The sequence below is a fragment of the Thermoplasmata archaeon genome, assembly GCA_035632695.1.
Classification (GTDB): domain Archaea; phylum Thermoplasmatota; class Thermoplasmata; order RBG-16-68-12; family RBG-16-68-12; genus RBG-16-68-12.
This window is the reverse complement of sequence record DASQGG010000024.1, coordinates 1-14,049: the sequence shown is the minus strand read 5'-3', so window position 1 is coordinate 14,049 and position 14,049 is coordinate 1. Positions and strand designations below refer to the sequence as shown.

General features: G+C 66.6%; 18 protein-coding genes and 1 tRNA gene. 11 read left to right on the top strand and 8 right to left on the bottom strand.

The genetic code is table 11. The features are described 5' to 3' along the window. Window positions 1–1,279, bottom strand: a 1,279-nt coding sequence (locus VEY12_01755; protein HYM38856.1) for a carboxypeptidase-like regulatory domain-containing protein, incomplete at its 3' end; no start/stop codon positions are given. A gap of 241 nt (window positions 1,280–1,520) precedes the next feature. Here VEY12_01755 and VEY12_01750 point away from each other — a divergent pair. Beyond that, a complete protein-coding gene (locus tag VEY12_01750; GenBank protein HYM38855.1) occupies window positions 1,521–2,801 on the top strand; it encodes an SLC13 family permease in 1,281 nt (426 codons plus the stop codon). Window positions 2,802–2,846: 45 nt separating this feature from the next. After that, window positions 2,847–3,515, top strand: coding sequence for a protein-L-isoaspartate(D-aspartate) O-methyltransferase (locus tag VEY12_01745; protein HYM38854.1), 669 nt, complete (start codon window positions 2,847–2,849; stop codon window positions 3,513–3,515). A 1-nt stretch (window position 3,516) separates the two neighbouring features. Here VEY12_01745 and VEY12_01740 read toward each other — a convergent pair whose 3' ends face one another. Next, on the bottom strand, window positions 3,517–3,876 hold the full coding sequence (locus tag VEY12_01740) for a DUF6015 family protein (protein ID HYM38853.1): 360 nt from the start codon (window positions 3,874–3,876) through the stop codon (window positions 3,517–3,519). A 199-nt stretch (window positions 3,877–4,075) separates the two neighbouring features. Between VEY12_01740 and VEY12_01735 the strand changes: the two genes are divergently transcribed. The 3 genes from VEY12_01735 to VEY12_01725 all read left to right on the top strand — a co-directional run bounded on the left by VEY12_01735 (window position 4,076) and on the right by VEY12_01725 (window position 5,588). Continuing rightward, window positions 4,076–4,237: a hypothetical protein gene (locus VEY12_01735; protein ID HYM38852.1), complete on the top strand. Its 162-nt coding sequence runs from the start codon at window positions 4,076–4,078 to the stop codon at window positions 4,235–4,237. A gap of 40 nt (window positions 4,238–4,277) precedes the next feature. Further along, window positions 4,278–4,634: a zinc ribbon domain-containing protein gene (locus VEY12_01730; GenBank protein HYM38851.1), complete on the top strand. Its 357-nt coding sequence runs from the start codon at window positions 4,278–4,280 to the stop codon at window positions 4,632–4,634. Between the two features lie 105 nt (window positions 4,635–4,739). Next, on the top strand, window positions 4,740–5,588 hold the full coding sequence (locus VEY12_01725; protein ID HYM38850.1) for a twin-arginine translocase subunit TatC: 849 nt from the start codon (window positions 4,740–4,742) through the stop codon (window positions 5,586–5,588). A 19-nt stretch (window positions 5,589–5,607) separates the two neighbouring features. Here VEY12_01725 and VEY12_01720 read toward each other — a convergent pair. Then, window positions 5,608–5,679, bottom strand: a tRNA-Ala gene (locus VEY12_01720). Between the two features lie 157 nt (window positions 5,680–5,836). Here VEY12_01720 and cysS point away from each other — a divergent pair. From cysS to VEY12_01705, 3 genes are all read left to right on the top strand, one after another. Further along, on the top strand, window positions 5,837–7,072 hold the full coding sequence (gene cysS / locus VEY12_01715; protein ID HYM38849.1) for a cysteine--tRNA ligase: 1,236 nt from the start codon (window positions 5,837–5,839) through the stop codon (window positions 7,070–7,072). A gap of 85 nt (window positions 7,073–7,157) precedes the next feature. Next, a complete protein-coding gene (locus tag VEY12_01710; protein HYM38848.1) occupies window positions 7,158–7,547 on the top strand; it encodes a 30S ribosomal protein S6e in 390 nt (129 codons plus the stop codon). Beyond that, on the top strand, window positions 7,544–8,776 hold the full coding sequence (locus tag VEY12_01705) for a translation initiation factor IF-2 subunit gamma (GenBank protein ID HYM38847.1): 1,233 nt from the start codon (window positions 7,544–7,546) through the stop codon (window positions 8,774–8,776). The genes VEY12_01710 and VEY12_01705 overlap by 4 nt, the downstream gene beginning before the upstream one ends. A 254-nt stretch (window positions 8,777–9,030) precedes the next feature. Here VEY12_01705 and VEY12_01700 read toward each other — a convergent pair whose 3' ends face one another. Continuing rightward, the gene (locus VEY12_01700; GenBank protein ID HYM38846.1) at window positions 9,031–9,522 is read right to left on the bottom strand and encodes a hypothetical protein; all 492 of its coding nucleotides are present in this window, start codon (window positions 9,520–9,522) and stop codon (window positions 9,031–9,033) included. A 94-nt stretch (window positions 9,523–9,616) separates the two neighbouring features. Here VEY12_01700 and VEY12_01695 point away from each other — a divergent pair, with 94 nt between their 5' ends. Beyond that, window positions 9,617–10,651, top strand: a complete 1,035-nt coding sequence (locus VEY12_01695; protein HYM38845.1) for an mRNA surveillance protein pelota — start codon at window positions 9,617–9,619, stop codon at window positions 10,649–10,651. 39 nt (window positions 10,652–10,690) lie between these two features. Here the strand turns inward: VEY12_01695 and VEY12_01690 are convergent, their stop codons facing one another. The 4 genes from VEY12_01690 to VEY12_01675 all read right to left on the bottom strand — a co-directional run bounded on the left by VEY12_01690 (window position 10,691) and on the right by VEY12_01675 (window position 12,706). After that, window positions 10,691–11,053 (bottom strand): VOC family protein, encoded by a 363-nt coding sequence (locus tag VEY12_01690; GenBank protein HYM38844.1) that lies wholly within the window; start codon window positions 11,051–11,053, stop codon window positions 10,691–10,693. A gap of 83 nt (window positions 11,054–11,136) precedes the next feature. Further along, on the bottom strand, window positions 11,137–11,709 hold the full coding sequence (locus VEY12_01685) for a DUF99 family protein (protein HYM38843.1): 573 nt from the start codon (window positions 11,707–11,709) through the stop codon (window positions 11,137–11,139). Window positions 11,710–11,711: 2 nt separating this feature from the next. Further along, complete coding sequence (pth2, locus tag VEY12_01680) at window positions 11,712–12,077, bottom strand: peptidyl-tRNA hydrolase Pth2 (GenBank protein ID HYM38842.1); 366 nt, start codon at window positions 12,075–12,077, stop codon at window positions 11,712–11,714. Then, window positions 12,074–12,706 (bottom strand): DUF1616 domain-containing protein, encoded by a 633-nt coding sequence (locus VEY12_01675; protein HYM38841.1) that lies wholly within the window; start codon window positions 12,704–12,706, stop codon window positions 12,074–12,076. The genes pth2 and VEY12_01675 overlap by 4 nt, the downstream gene beginning before the upstream one ends. Window positions 12,707–12,816: 110 nt before the next feature. Here VEY12_01675 and VEY12_01670 point away from each other — a divergent pair, with 110 nt between their 5' ends. Then, window positions 12,817–13,533 (top strand): ATPase domain-containing protein, encoded by a 717-nt coding sequence (locus VEY12_01670; GenBank protein ID HYM38840.1) that lies wholly within the window; start codon window positions 12,817–12,819, stop codon window positions 13,531–13,533. A 115-nt stretch (window positions 13,534–13,648) separates the two neighbouring features. After that, window positions 13,649–14,049 (top strand): PAS domain-containing protein (locus tag VEY12_01665; GenBank protein ID HYM38839.1); only part of this gene is annotated, 401 nt, incomplete at its 3' end.

Here is a 14,049-nt window from a genome sequence, read left to right as displayed (position 1 = left end):
TGTTGATCCACACCTTGTCCCCCGGTGTGAGCAGACTATTGCTCACGGACACCGAGAACGACGTGACGGACGAGTTGAACGATTGGCCGTTCAGCAGGAAGAAGCTGTCCGTCGTCACATAGACGGGGCCGTTCCGCGCGAGCCAGCTGCGGAACGCCGCGGCGTCCCCCGCGCTGACCGTGCCGCTGCCTGAGCCCGTGCCGAGCGTGTAGTTGATCTGCGTCCGCAGGTCCCTCAGCCCGGCTGGCAGGAGTCCGGCCAGCGTGCTGTCCGGGTTTAGGGTCAGGTTCCGGGTGATGGTGAAGTTGTTCCAGTCCTTCGCTCCGAAGGCCACCGTGGTCTTGTCGACCTCCTGCGGAGACGTCTGCAGGACGACGTCGTGGGGGTTGCTGGTCGGAATCGTGATCGGCTGGTCGTAGGCGAGATACCCGTTCGCGTCGACGATCATCTCGTAGGACCCCGCGGGCGCGCTGAAATTGTACTGGCTCCTGCTGACCACCGCGGGAATGAGCTTCGTCCCGTTGGACTTCGCCGCCGAGGGATTGTAGAGCCATCCCACGAGACCCGCGGAGACGAACTGCCCAGCCTGGTTGCGGGCGTGCCCCACAATGGCTACTCCCGCCGTCAGGCCGATCTGGATGCTCGCGGGAGGCGTGATCGTCATGGTCTGGATGTACAGGTTGTACCCGTCCGCGCTGACGCGGACCTCGAACGACCCGGTCCAGAGCTTGGCCAAGGCGACCGCCGTGGTCGCGTTGGTCGTGTTCGTGTAGATCAGGGCGGAGTACGGCGTCGAGAGCCGTGCGGGATTGTAGACGGAGATTTGCGCCCCTCCGATCTTTGTGCTCGGGCTCGCGCCGTTGACGACCGTGAAGTTCACGGTCCCAGAGGTCGTCGGCTGCGCGTCCAGGCACACGTCGACCGTCACCGTCGTGCTTCCATCGAACCGGAAGGGCGACGTGGAGGGCGGCAGCGGCGTGTTGTTGCTGTAGTACCCCGACCTTGATGCGGAGATCGTGTAGTTCGCGGCCGGCGGCGTGAACGTAAAGACCCCCGCACCGTCCGTGGTCGTCGAGAGGGAGGGCAGGACGCCGTTCGCGTCACTCAGGGTCACCTTGGCGCCAGCGATGTACGGTATGCCGCTGTTGCATGTGCTCACCAGGCCGGTGACTTGCGCGCTGGAGGCCTGGGCCGTCGCGGGCAGCAGCGCCATCGCGCTCAGGACGAGCGCGAGGAGCATGAGCAAGGCCGCGATTCCTCGGTGACCCCGGAGGTTCATCCGTGTTCTCTCCTACTCAGCAGTTCATTCCGTCCCGCTTCGCGCACCGATTCAGGGGGCGGAGGATGCGGCGAATTGAGTGGGGGTATATAAGAGTGCTGGAATCGCCCGGTTTGTCTCCCGTTTGGTACGGCGTTGGAACTCGCCGGGGCTGGCTTGGATTTCCTGGAGAAACTCTGGGACCGTTGCGAGTGGCTCCGTGCCTCGGATCGCCGCCGAAAGGTCCATGGCCCGAGGCACCATGCGCCGCGCGGTGACCTCGGAGTACGTGCTCGTCGCGGCGACCGTGATCTTCGTCGCGACGTACGCTCTCATCTCGATGCGGAAGCTCGGGAGCCACTCCCTCGACCGTCCTGCCGTCGCGCTCCTCGGCGGCGCGCTGATGCTTGTCGTGGGTGTCCTGACGCCTGCGCAGGCCATCGCATCAATCAACCTCGACGTGATCCTGCTGCTCATCGGGATGATGCTCCTGGTCTCCGGCCTGGACGTCTGCGGCTTCTTCGACCTCGTGTCGACTTGGATTGCGGGTCACGCGAAGAGCCAGCGGTCCTTCCTCGCGGCGCTCATGCTTGCCGCGGCCTTCCTCTCCGCCCTCGTGCTGAACGACGCGATTGCGCTCCTGATGACGCCCATCGTGGTACGAAGCACGCGCGCCCTCAAGGTCCGCCCGGTCCCGTACCTTGTGGCCCTCGCGTTGGCGGCGAACATCGGGAGCGTGGCCACGGAGATTGGGAACCCGCAAAACGCGTACATCGCGATCGTCTCGAATATCCCGTTTCTCTCCTTTACCGCGGTCCTCCTCCCGGTGATGCTCGTCTGCTTGGTCGTTTCGATCGGCGTCGTGGCCCTGGCGTTCCGCAAGGACCTTTCGGAGCCGCTCACCCGGACTGCGGAGATGCCACCCATCCGCCTCCAGCGAAACGGGCTCGCACTCGCCTTGGGGATAGGCCTCGGGGTCGTCGCCGGGTTCTTCCTCTCCCCCACGCCGGCGTGGCTCCCCCTGATCGCGATCGCAGGAGGCGCCTTCGTCCTCTTCTTCCTCCCGTTCGTCTCGGCGACGAGCGCGCGCGTCCTCGTCGGCAAGGTGGACTGGACGATCGTCCTCTTCTTCGTCGGCCTGTTCGTCCTCCTCGAAGGCGTCCAGGTCTCCGGACTTTCCGGCGGCATCCAGACGGGGTTCACCGACGCGTTCGGGGGGCAATCGGGAGGCCTGGTCTGGCTGACCGGGCTTTCCTCGCTCCTGTCCAACCTGATCAGCAACGTGCCCGCGGTCCTCCTCCTCGCCCAGGTGGTGCAGGGAAGCGGGAGCTCCCAGCTGCTCTGGCTCGCCCTTGCCTCGAGCTCCACCCTTGCGGGGAACGCGACGATCCTGGGAGCGGCCTGCAACGTGATCGTCGTGCAGATCGCGCATCGCGACGGCGTCGAGGTCTCTATGAAGGACTTCGTGAAGGTGGGGCTTCCCGTGACTTTGGTCACCCTCGCCCTGTCCACGGTCCTGCTCGCGCTCCTCGTGCCCGCCTGAGGCGCCTCCGAGGCTTTATCCCGCATGCCGCCGCTCCGCGTCCGGATGGCCCGGGAGACCGAGTTCCCGAGGGAGCGGGCGCGCCTGGTCGCGGAGCTCGTCCGCGCGGGGGACATCCGCACGTCGGACGTGCGGGAGGCGTTCCTTCGAGTCCCTCGGGAGGCCTTCGTGCGACCCGAGTACCGGGCCGTCGCGTACGACGACGCGCCTCTCCCAATCGGGGAGGGGCAGACGATCTCCGCACCTTCCATGATTGCGATCATGCTCGAGGAGGCGGCGTTCCGCGCGGGAGAGCGCGTCCTCGAGGTGGGGACGGGATCGGGCTATCACGCGGCGCTCGTGGCCTGCCTCGTCGGGGCGGAGAACGTCGTGACCGTCGAGCGCGTTCCCGCGCTCGCGAAGTGGGGCCGCTCCAACCTGACGGCGGCAGGATTCGACGGGGTGGCCGTCGTGACCGGGGACGGGAGCCTCGGATATCCGGCGCGCGCCCCGTACGACTGCATCCTCGCCACGGCGGGCGCGCCGCGCCTGCCGGCGGCGTGGGCGGGCCAGCTCACGGATCGCGGCAGGATCGTCGCGCCCGTGGGCGGGTCGCGATACTACCAAGATCTCCTGATTGCGCGGCGCTGCCCGGATGGGAGTCTCGAAGTCCGGCACGGCACCCCGTGCGCGTTCGTGCCCTTGATCGGGGAGCAGGCTTGGTCGGATCGGTGACTCACATCACCGCAGGCGGATGGGTCCACGCCTCGTCGGGGAGCGTGCGGTACACGTGCTCCTCGGACGGGGCCTCCTCGTCCTGCGCCAGGTGGTCCAGGGTCTTCTCGTCGAGCTGCCAATAGAAGATGCGCCAGTGCCGCCCGTCGAGGAGCGGCACAGTCTCCCAGGAGCTGTGGAGAAGGCCGACCTCCTGCAAGGCGTAGAAGAGTTTCCGGTCCTCGGGCTCCACGGCGTTATCGATGATCGTGTCGCGGAAGCCAAAGTAGTTCATCACGGTACGCGCGTCATCGAGGGACTCGTCCGGCGTGCGGCCGAGCCGCTTCTCGATGCCCACCGCGAGCTTCTTGAGTGTGATCATTTCCCCTCGCTCAGGTGTTCGGTGATTATTGGGCCCCCGTCGCTATTAATAGTTGGCCCGAAAACCGATTCCTGGTTGGACGACGTGCGCACTCGCGGTCTCCACCGCCGCTTTCGGTACTACGATTATCGATAGCGAATATGGAGGACTGAGGTTTAAGTAACCACGAACCCGTCGATTCCCCGGAAGGCGACTTCGCATGAAGCGCAAGTCCGGCAAGGCGATGGTGGACTTTGACAAGAAGGTCAGCGTCATCCATTTCAACGTCGGCTCCGGGTACCTGACGTACCTGGAGGAGGAGGCTCCCGACGGAGCCCCCCGCGTGAAGTCCATCACGATCCCCAAGGACGAGAAGGACTGAAGGCGAAGTCTTTACGCCCGCACCCGAGTTCTCCGGAGCCGTGGCCCTCCCACCGGAAGACGGGCCCGCCGACGAGGAGCCTCCGTCCCTACGGCCTGCGGTCCGACTCATCGAGGCGTCCGAAGCGCGCGAGCGAAGGTGCGCGGACTGCGGCAAGACGACGTCGGACTGGAAGCCCGTGCGCCGGAAGGGCGTGCCCGTGATCCTGTGCCGGGAATGCGCCGCGAAGCCCCCGCCGCCCGAGGGCGGCTGCCCGGAGTGCCGGGCGCCGCTCGCCCCGCACGATGCCTTCTGCGGCCGCTGCGGATCCCGAATCGAGTACGCATGTCCCGAGTGTGGCGCCGCCCTATCGCCCGAGGACGGGTTCTGCGGTAAGTGCGGCACGCGTATGGCGTGAGACCCCGGTTCCCGCTCCGGGGAGGCGGGATTCCTTCTCGGCTGTGCGAATCTCGTCCGGCAAACGCTTTAGGGAGACGATGTGTTCGGCGAACCGAATCCCTTGGTGACCGTACACGCGAGCCCGGACGAGGCCGACGCGACCCGGATGTCCTTCTGGGAGCATATCGAGGAGCTCCGGGACCGCTTCAAGTTCGTCGTCGTGCTGATCCTTGTGCTCTTCGTCCTGTTCATGACATTCGGGCTCGGGACCTTGAACGTCGGCGGCACCCATGTGCCCATGCTCCTGCCCGCGATTGGGAGCGATCCCGTGTCGACCGCTGCCTTCCATGGATTCGTGGCCTTCCTCGTCCCCAGCTGGGTCCAGCTCGCCGCGGCGCACCCGTGGGACGGCGTCCTCGTCCAGGTCGAGATGGCCCTCTTCCTCGCTTTCGTGGTCGGGTCGCCCGCGATTGCGTACGAGATGATCCAGTTCGTCGGGCCTGCGCTCAAGCCGTCCGAGAAGCGCCTTCTCCGCAGGATGGTCGTGCCCATTTCCGCCCTCTTCTTTGCCGGCGTGGCCTTGGACCTCCTCATCCTGTTGCCGTTCACGATCAACTTCCTGTATCAGGCGCAGCGCGGCCTCGGAATCACCCTCTACATCCTGTTCGTGGGGGACTTCGTGTCGTTCGTTGTGATCCACGTGCTCGCATTTGGGTTTGCGTTCGAGTTGCCCATGGTCATGTACGGCCTCACGTCCGTGGGCATCACGCGGGGCTCGACGTGGACCCGCCACTGGCGGATTGTGATTGTCGCGATCTGGTTCATCGCGGGCATGATCACGCCGGACCCAAGCGGTGTGACGATGATCATCGTGGGCCTGATCCTGACCGGGCTCTACCTGCTCGGCGTCGTGGCCGCCCGATATGCCGAGGGACGCCGCGACGCGCGCGCCCACCTCACCCCTTCTCCGTGAGCATGCCGCCACAGCGAAGTGGACCGGGTGGGATTTGAACCCACGGCTTCCGCCTTGCGAAGGCGGCGATCTTCCGCTGATCTACCGGCCCAGTGCGCCGCGACAAAGGTCCGAGCGCCAAATAGGTTTCGCTCGCGCGAATCTCGCGTCTGCAAGGAGCGGCGTGCGCTGGAGCCGTGGAGTCCGCCGCGACCCGCCGGGCCAAGAACCTAATAGCGCCCGCGCGTAAAGCGCCGCCGAAGGCAGTCATGGCCCTCCAGATTTACAACACACGCAGCCGGCGCAAGGAGCCGTTCGTGCCTCGCGAGGGCCGCCGGGTCCGGATGTACGTCTGCGGGCCCACGACGTACGACTACAGCCACCTCGGCCACGCGAAGTCCTACGTAAGCTTCGACACGGTCCGCCGCTACCTGGAGTACCTCGGCTACTCGGTCATGTTCGTTCAGAACTTCACGGACATCGAGGAGGTGATCATCCGTCGCGCGGCGCAAGTGGGGAAACCGCCCCTCGAGTACGCCCAGTTCTACATCGACGCCTTCCTCGAGGACATGCGCGCATTGAACGTCCTGCCCGCGACCCACTACCCGAAGGTCTCGGAACACATCCTGGAGATCCAGACGCTGATCGCCCTACTCATCGAGCGGGGCAACGCCTACCCGGTGAACGGGGACGTGTACTTCCGGACGCGGAACGCGAAGCGTTCGTTCGGGATCCTCGCCCACCAGCGCTTCGAGGATGTCGTCGCGGACCCCCTGCCGCCCGGCAGCCTCCGGGAGGATCCGCTCGACTTCGCGCTGTGGAAGGCCTCCAAGGAGGGCGAGCCCTCCTGGCCGAGTCCTTGGGGCGCCGGCCGCCCGGGATGGCATGTGGAGTGCAACGCGATGGCGTTCAAGTACCTCGGCGCGCCCCTGGACATCCACGGGGGCGGCTCGGACCTGAAGTTCCCGCACCACGAGAGCGAGGCCATGATCTGCGAAGGTGCCTGGGGCGTCGAGTGGACCCGGACGTGGATGCACAACGGCTTCCTGACGCTCGAGCAGGACAAGATGTCCAAGAGCCTGGGGAACTTCGTGACGATCCGGAGCGTCCTCGCGGTCTACCCGGGCGAGGTGGTCCGCCTGTGCCTCCTCAAGGCGCACTACCGCGAAGACGTGGAGTACGACAAGGACTGCTTCCGCCGCACGCGCGAGGAGTACGAGGCCATGCGCGCCGCGATTCGGGCTGCGTCCGAAGCGGACGGGCCGGGGACGGGAGGCAAGGTGGCGCCTCTCCTGGAGGCCACCCGGACGAGCTTCCTCGCGGCGATGGACGACGACTTCAACACGCCCGACGCCGTGTACCGCCTCCAGCAGATGACGGAGGCCCTCGTGGAACTCCCGTCGGTCTCCTCGGATGAGGGCCGCGCGATCGTCGCGTTGTACCGCGAGCTCGGCGGGATCCTCGGCCTCTTCACGGATGCGAGCCGCGGGCGCGCGCCTGCGTGAGCGGATCGCGTCCTCTTGCAGGGGTCGTCCCCAAAATCCTTTTATGAATGGCCCGTATCAGCGCGTACCCCTCGGGAGATTCCTCATGGCGGAGTTCAAGGCGATCATCGCCGACACGAAGAGCGGCAAGACGTACAAGCACGACATCACGGGGCACTACGCGAGCGCCCTGGTCGGCAAGAAGATCGGCGACGAGGTCGACGGCCTGTACGTCGGGCTCCCGGGTTACAAGCTTCAGGTCACCGGCGGCAGCGACAAGGACGGCTTCCCCATGCGCCGCGACCTCCCGGGTCCGCGGCGCAAGCGCCTCCTGCTGAGCGGGGGCGTTGGCTTCCATCCGCCGCGGGAGGGGATGCGGAAGAAGAAGACCGTGCGCGGGAACACGATCTCCCCGGACATCCTCCAGTTGAACCTGAAGATCGTCCAACGCGGTCCCAAGTCCATCGAGGACGCGTGGAAGGAGCAGGCGCGATGAAGGTCCCGGGCCAGCCCGAGGTCAACATCGGCGTCGTCGGCCACGTGGACCATGGCAAGTCGACCCTGACCGAGCGGCTGACCGGGGAACGCACGGACCGCCACTCCGAGGAGATCAAGCGCGGGATCTCGATCCGCTTGGGCTACGCGGACATGGCGATCTACAAGTGTCCCCAATGCGACGAGCCGATGTGCTACTCGTCCTCGGAGACCTGCAAGATCCACAACGTGAAGGGCGAGCTCCTCCGCATCGTATCCTTCGTGGACTCGCCGGGGCACGAGACGCTCATGGCGACCATGCTGAGCGGCGCCGCCCTGATGGACGGCGCGCTCCTCGTGATCGCGGCGAACGAGAAGTGCCCCCAGCCCCAGACCAAGGAGCACCTGATGGCCCTGGGGATCATCGGCGTGGACAAGATCATCATCGTCCAGAACAAGATCGACATCGTCGACCCGAAGCAGGCGGAGGAGAACTACCGCCAGATCGAGGCTTTCGTGAAGGGGACCGTGGCGGAGGGTGCCCCCATCCTCCCCGTGAGCGCCCACCACGAGGTGAACTTGGATGTGCTCCTCATGCTCATCTACCAGAAGATCCCGCCGAAGCCCCACGACGAGACCAAGGTCCCTAAGATGTACGTCGCGCGGTCGTTCGACGTGAACCAGCCGGGCATCACCCCGGACAAGATCGTGGGCGGCGTGCTCGGCGGAAGCCTGATCCAGGGACGACTGCGCGTCGGGGACGATGTGGAAATCTCGCCGGGACGGCAGGTGACCCTGGGGAACAAGACGGAATGGAAGAACCTCACGTCTGAGGTGCGGAGCCTCCACTCGGGCGGCGCGGCGCGGAAGGAGGTGCGACCGGGTGGGCTGATTGCCATCGGGACGAACCTGGACCCCGTGCTGACCAAGTCGGACGGGCTCGTGGGTCGGGTCGTCGGCAAGCCGGCCACGCTGCCCGAGATCATCGTGAAGATGTCCGTCGAGGTCCACCTCCTTGAACGCGTCGTCGGCACCGAGGAGGAGCTGAGCGTGGAGGGCATCAAGACCTCGGAGCCGCTCATGATCTCCGTGGGCACCGCGACGACGGTCGGCGTGGTCACGTCCGCCAGGGAGAACTTCGCGGACATGGCCCTGAAGATCCCCGTGGTCGCGGAGCCGGGACAGCGCGTGGCCGTGAGCCGACGGATCGGCGGCAAATGGCGGCTCATCGGATACGGCGTGATTCGTTAGGGCCGCACCGAGAACCAGCACGGATGGCCTTGACCGTCTCCTTATGGGGAGGTCCGCCAACGCGGTGTCGAAGCCGCGTCGAGATAAGTCGGCTGTCCGTGGCAGACGCAACGCCGTCCTGCGCTGGACTCAGACCTTGGAGGCCGTGCTCGCCAGGAACACCCGGTAGGAATGCCTGCGCGCCTTCCGTCCTTCTCCAAGAGCGAAGGCCTTCGTGTCGATCGCGATTGCACGGTCATCGCGTGGATAGCGCGTTAACCGGGGACGCCGGCCTTGCCCTCGAGGAGCCCCACGGCTTCCCAGAAGCGCCTAGGTCCTGTGTCGACGATGAGCTTCATCTCCGCGCCGCGTATCGTCCGCGCCCGCACCTCCTGGAACGTGCCGAAGGACCGAGCGCCCTCAAGGATGACCTCTGCCTTCTCCGCAGGGCTGTCCGCCAAGAGGGGCAGAGTACGGCGGTCCGCCACCCAGCTCACCACGATTAACCCGACGATCCATGCGGCGATCCAGATGGCCTCCAAGGGCCATCCTCCCAACCACGTGCCCGAGAGGGGCACGGCGAAACCCACCCATACGACTCCGGCAATCGCGGTGTAGAACACGTAGTACACGATGGACTGAATCCACCGGAGCATGTGCGCCGCGGCCGAAGGCGTGATGAGTCGTGCGTGCCCAGGGGTGATCTCAAGGACCGTCCTATACTCCGACGACTTCCGGTCCGCGGAGAACAGGTAGCGATCCCTCATGGTCTCCTTATGCCGTCTCTCGCACGATGAACCTTACGGTGGGATGCCGCCGGTCGATAGCGAGAAATACGGACCGGCCTGTGGACCCAGCGGCATGCGCGTCCTCCACCGCGACCCGAGGACTGGGGAGATCAGACTCCGGGTCGAGAACGCGGACGACCTCTGGCACCTCAACAACCTCGTTCAGCCCGGCGACCAGGTGCGGGCCTCGACGTACCGCCGCGAGGAGTCCAAGACGGACAAGATTCGCCCGGAGAAGGCGGACAAGGTCCGCGTGACGATCACGCTGCGTGTCGAGAAGACGGAGTTCCAGGCGTTCTCGGATCGCCTCCGGATTAGCGGCGTGATCATCGACGCGCCCCAAGACCTCGGGCGGCATCACACCCTGAACGTCTCCGTGGACGACGTCCTCTCGATCATCAAGACGTGGAAGCGGCACGAGCTGCAGCGGATCGACGAGGCCGTGGCCGCGACCCAGAAGCCCATGGTCACCTTCCTGAGCCTGGACGACGAGGAGGCCCTCCTGGCCCACCTGCGGCAATACGGGGTGCAGGAGCTCGCGACGATCCATGCGCCAGGCCATGGGAAGATGTTCGACACGGGGGACGCCCAGACCGCGTACTACGAGGACATCCTGGGCAAGCTGCGGACGACGCCGCTGGGGGAGGCCCTCGTTCTCGTCGGGCCCGGGTTCTCGCGCGAGTCCTTCCTGGCGTTTCTCCAGGCACGTGACCCCACGCTGGCGGCGAAGGTGAAGAGCCAGGGGACGTCCCAGCCCGGGATGCGGGGGATCCAGGAGGCATTGCGGTCCGGGATGGGGTCGAAGCTCTTCGCGGACAGCCGCGTCGCGCTCGAGACCCAGCTCGTCGAGAAGGTCCTCGAGGCCATTGCGACGAACCGACCGTGCGCCTACGGCCGCAAGGAGGTGGACCGGGCGATCGACGCGGGAGCCGTCGACACCTTGCTTGTGAGCGACTCCGTCGTGCGTGACCTCGAAATCGAGCGCATGATGCACGATGCGGAAGCTGCGCGGGGCACCGTGGTCCTGGTCAGCCCGCACCACGAGGCGGGAGCGAAGCTCGAGGGTCTCGGAGGGATCGCGGCCCTTCTGCGCTTTCCAATTCGGTGAGCCCCGGCGGATGGCCCACAACTCCCGCATCGAGGACGGTCAGCCGCTCCGCGCGTCGATCACGCAGAAAAGGTTGCCCTCCGGGTCCGCAAGGACGGTGAAGTCCTCTCCCGGCTCGCGTTCGTGGTAGAGCGTGGCCCCGATGCGGAGCAGCCGCGCCACCTCGCCCTCGGGATCCTCCGAGTAGAGGTCCATGTGGATCCGGCCTCGGAGCGGCTCCATCCGGTCGATGGACACGTTAGGTCCCTTCCCGCGGGGATCCCTCAAGACCATGAAATCGTCCCCGGGGGCCGGCGGATTCCTGGGCACGTACCCGAGCGCGTCCTGCCAGAACGTCATCATGCGGCCGAAGTCCGTAACGTCGATCACGACGGAACCGACCCGCAACCTGGATTTCGCCATGACCCGAAGAGGCGTCCACCGCGGGATAAGCTTGCCCCGCCGTGCGACGGTTCCCGGGTCGGTCCATTCCCCGCCGGGCGGCGTCAGGCGCGCCCGTGGGACTCCCCCTTCACGCTCGCCGCCGCGACCAAGTGGGCGACACGGAGCGGCTCGGGGAGCGCGCCCCGGACGGTCGTGAGGGCGAGGGCCTCGATGACCTCGGAGCGGGTCGCGCCCACGTAGGTCACACGGAGCGGCGTGTGGTGTGTTGTGACCTCTTCGATCCGCTGGCCCCGGATCAGACCCCATCGCTCCTCCCAGTCGTCGAACTTCCTCCGGAGAGCGTCGCGGATCGCGTCGAGGTCCGGGGCTCTCCGCGTGACCGTGACCACGGGCACCTCGAGTTCCCGGTGCAGGGCGTGCAGGTCGATCACGTTGAATCCGCCCACGGCGATGCCGTTCAGGAACACCATCCGAAGCCCCTCGCGGTACCGCGAGTTCCGGACCATCCCCAGGATTCGCTCCGTGGCATCCCGCCCGTCCACGTGGGCGCGGGCCATGAGGACCGCCTCGATGTACGCGGGCGCCTGGACCGCGACGCCGACGAGGGGCACCTCCTCGTCACCGAAGTGGAACGGGCCGTCGTCGATCCCGAGAAACCGGGACTTGGGCTTCATCGTCACACGAGCCTCAGCTGGCCCGTGACCTGGTCGACGAGCGCGTTGGGGCCCGGGCCGACCGCGAGGCAGGTCACGGTTCCGGGCGGCAGCTCCGTCAACCCGGCATCCTCCACGAGCGCGGTCGTCAGGCCGAGGGACCGGGCCTTGCGCTGCAGCTCGTGGAGCTCCTGGAGGTCCGCCGCCTTCACGACGACCTTCTTCTGCCCTTCGTCGTACCAGTCCGAGAAGGCCTTGCGGTGTCTCGTCTTGGCGTCCAGCGCCGCCATGACCGCGGCGTGGGCGACCTGGACGGCCAGTTTGCCGCGCGACAGGTCGAGGTCGCCGCGGACCGCGACGACGAGCTTGTGCTTCATCCCGCCGCTCATCCGTACAGCTCCGTCGCGCGCTCCTCCTCGAGCTTCCGCAACTCGGACTCGACGCGCTTGAGGTCCGCCTTGGCCTCGTCCCGCTGGGCCTCGTAGTGGGAGCGGGCGTCCGTGGAATGCAGCTGCATGCGCCGCTCGGCCTCCTTGATCGCGCGCCGCAGGCGCTCGCGCTCCTCCGCGAGGGCCTGGAGCTTGAGCCGGATCCGGTGGTCCTTCTCGTCCTCGGTCAAGAGGGCCTCTGGGCCCGCCTTCGGCGTGCGTGCCAAGGAGGGACGGAGCCGCGCCATCCACGGATACGCGCCCCGCCACCAGCCCAGGGCGAAGAAGAGGACGCTCAGGCCGATCAGACCCGCGGCAATGTACGGGGTCTGCACGTACCCGAGGCCCGTGGACTCCTGGACGCCCAGGGAGTTCAGGAAGAAGCCCCAGAGGACCGTGACCGCGATGGAGAGGACGATTCCCAGGGTGAGGCGGTACAGGATGTCGTACTCGCGGTCGAGCTCGCCCTGCCTCGGGTACAGCACGTTCACGAGGAGGAGGCCCGGGATCACGAACGTGAGGAGGATGGCCCCGAGGACCCGAAGGACCCCGAGGATGCCGAGCAGGGTCTCCGTGAGTGCGTCGGCCACCGGAGTCGGCGAGCCTCCGGAGTCTATTTGAAGCTTCCGCGGTCCCGAGTTCCTCCCGGTAACTCTTTCCTGTCCACCGGGTATCCCCGCACACCCCGAGGGGGCATCGCGTGGAGCGCACCCGGATCAAGACGTACATTCGTGGCTTCGACGAGGCGGTCGGCGGTGGCCTACCGGAGGGCTATGTCGTCCTGGTGTCCGGCGCGCCCGGGACCATGAAGTCCTCCCTCGCCTTCTCGATCCTCTACCAGAACGCGCTCCGCGAGGGAAAGCGCGGCGCGTACTTCACCCTGGAGCAGAGCAAGGATCTCCTGCTGGAGCAGATGGCCTCCATGGGCATGGCGGACGAGAAGGTCTGGGAGAACCTGGTCCTCATGGACATGGGGAACATCCGGAAGAACCTGAACTATCTCCAAGGCCGCGGCACGTGGCTCGAGCTCTTCAAGATGTACTGCAACAACGTGATGAAGTCCGAGCGGCTCGCGTGCCTCGTCGTGGACTCCCTGGACGTGCTCGAGACCATGGCGAAGATGCAGGACCGCCGGTCCGAGCTCTACTTCCTGTTCGAGTGGCTCCGCGATCTCGGGCCGCTGACCCTGCTCCTGTCCGAGCAGCCGCTCGAGGCGGTCGACGGCCGTGCGCCCGACGAGGCCTACCTGGCCGACGGCATCCTGCACCTCGAGCTCCACGAGGCCTCGGACCTGTTCGTGCAGCGGCGGCTGCGCGTCGCGAAGCTGCGCTCGACGCGGCACGAGACGGGGTACTACGCCCTGAGCTACGAAGACGGCGGGTTCGAGGTCACGCGGTCCGTCTCGGGATCCGGCTGAACGGGGCAAAGTATCCTCCCAGAAAACGAGACAGAAGGCCTTTATACCCGGGAGCCGGGATACGACGCGCGGCTCGCCGCCTTCTCGCGCGGCCCCTGTGAGACCACAGACCGTGATGCAGGATCTTGCCGAGAGCGAGCGTCGGTTGCATCTCGCGGTAGCCCAGGCGCCGCTGATGGCATGGACCACGGACACGGACCTGGTGTTCACGTGGGGCATCGGGGGCTCTTTGGGAGCCGTCGAGCTCGATGCCAAGAAGTTCGCCGGGCGGCGCGTCGACGATTTCTTTCCGGGGGACGGCCCATCGTCCTCGGAGGCGCAGCATCGCCGCGCCCTCGCGGGCGAGGCCGTGCGCTACGCGTTCGACTGGATGGGTCGTTCGTTCGATGGGCGCCTCCAGCCTATCCGTGACGCGCACGGGGACGTCGTCGGCGTGGTCGGGATCGCCCTCGACGTCACGGAACGCACGAAGGTGGAGGAGCAGCTACGGCTCAGCGAAGACCGGTTTCTCCTCCT

What these genes read in the sequence shown, in the direction of transcription:
- VEY12_01750 (HYM38855.1), top strand. Translation starts at nt 1,521, where the DNA reads ATGCGCCGCGCGGTGACCTCGGAGTACGTGCTCGTCGCGGCGACCGTG.
- VEY12_01685 (HYM38843.1), bottom strand. Translation starts at nt 11,709, where the DNA reads ATGAAGCCCAAGTCCCGGTTTCTCGGGATCGACGACGGCCCGTTCCAC.
- VEY12_01740 (HYM38853.1), bottom strand. Translation starts at nt 3,876, where the DNA reads ATGATCACACTCAAGAAGCTCGCGGTGGGCATCGAGAAGCGGCTCGGC.
- VEY12_01710 (HYM38848.1), top strand. Translation starts at nt 7,158, where the DNA reads ATGGCGGAGTTCAAGGCGATCATCGCCGACACGAAGAGCGGCAAGACG.
- VEY12_01700 (HYM38846.1), bottom strand. Translation starts at nt 9,522, where the DNA reads ATGAGGGATCGCTACCTGTTCTCCGCGGACCGGAAGTCGTCGGAGTAT.
- VEY12_01745 (HYM38854.1), top strand. Translation starts at nt 2,847, where the DNA reads ATGGCCCGGGAGACCGAGTTCCCGAGGGAGCGGGCGCGCCTGGTCGCG.
- pth2 (HYM38842.1), bottom strand. Translation starts at nt 12,077, where the DNA reads ATGAGCGGCGGGATGAAGCACAAGCTCGTCGTCGCGGTCCGCGGCGAC.
- VEY12_01735 (HYM38852.1), top strand. Translation starts at nt 4,076, where the DNA reads ATGAAGCGCAAGTCCGGCAAGGCGATGGTGGACTTTGACAAGAAGGTC.
- VEY12_01695 (HYM38845.1), top strand. Translation starts at nt 9,617, where the DNA reads ATGCGCGTCCTCCACCGCGACCCGAGGACTGGGGAGATCAGACTCCGG.
- VEY12_01690 (HYM38844.1), bottom strand. Translation starts at nt 11,053, where the DNA reads ATGGCGAAATCCAGGTTGCGGGTCGGTTCCGTCGTGATCGACGTTACG.
- VEY12_01705 (HYM38847.1), top strand. Translation starts at nt 7,544, where the DNA reads ATGAAGGTCCCGGGCCAGCCCGAGGTCAACATCGGCGTCGTCGGCCAC.
- cysS (HYM38849.1), top strand. Translation starts at nt 5,837, where the DNA reads ATGGCCCTCCAGATTTACAACACACGCAGCCGGCGCAAGGAGCCGTTC.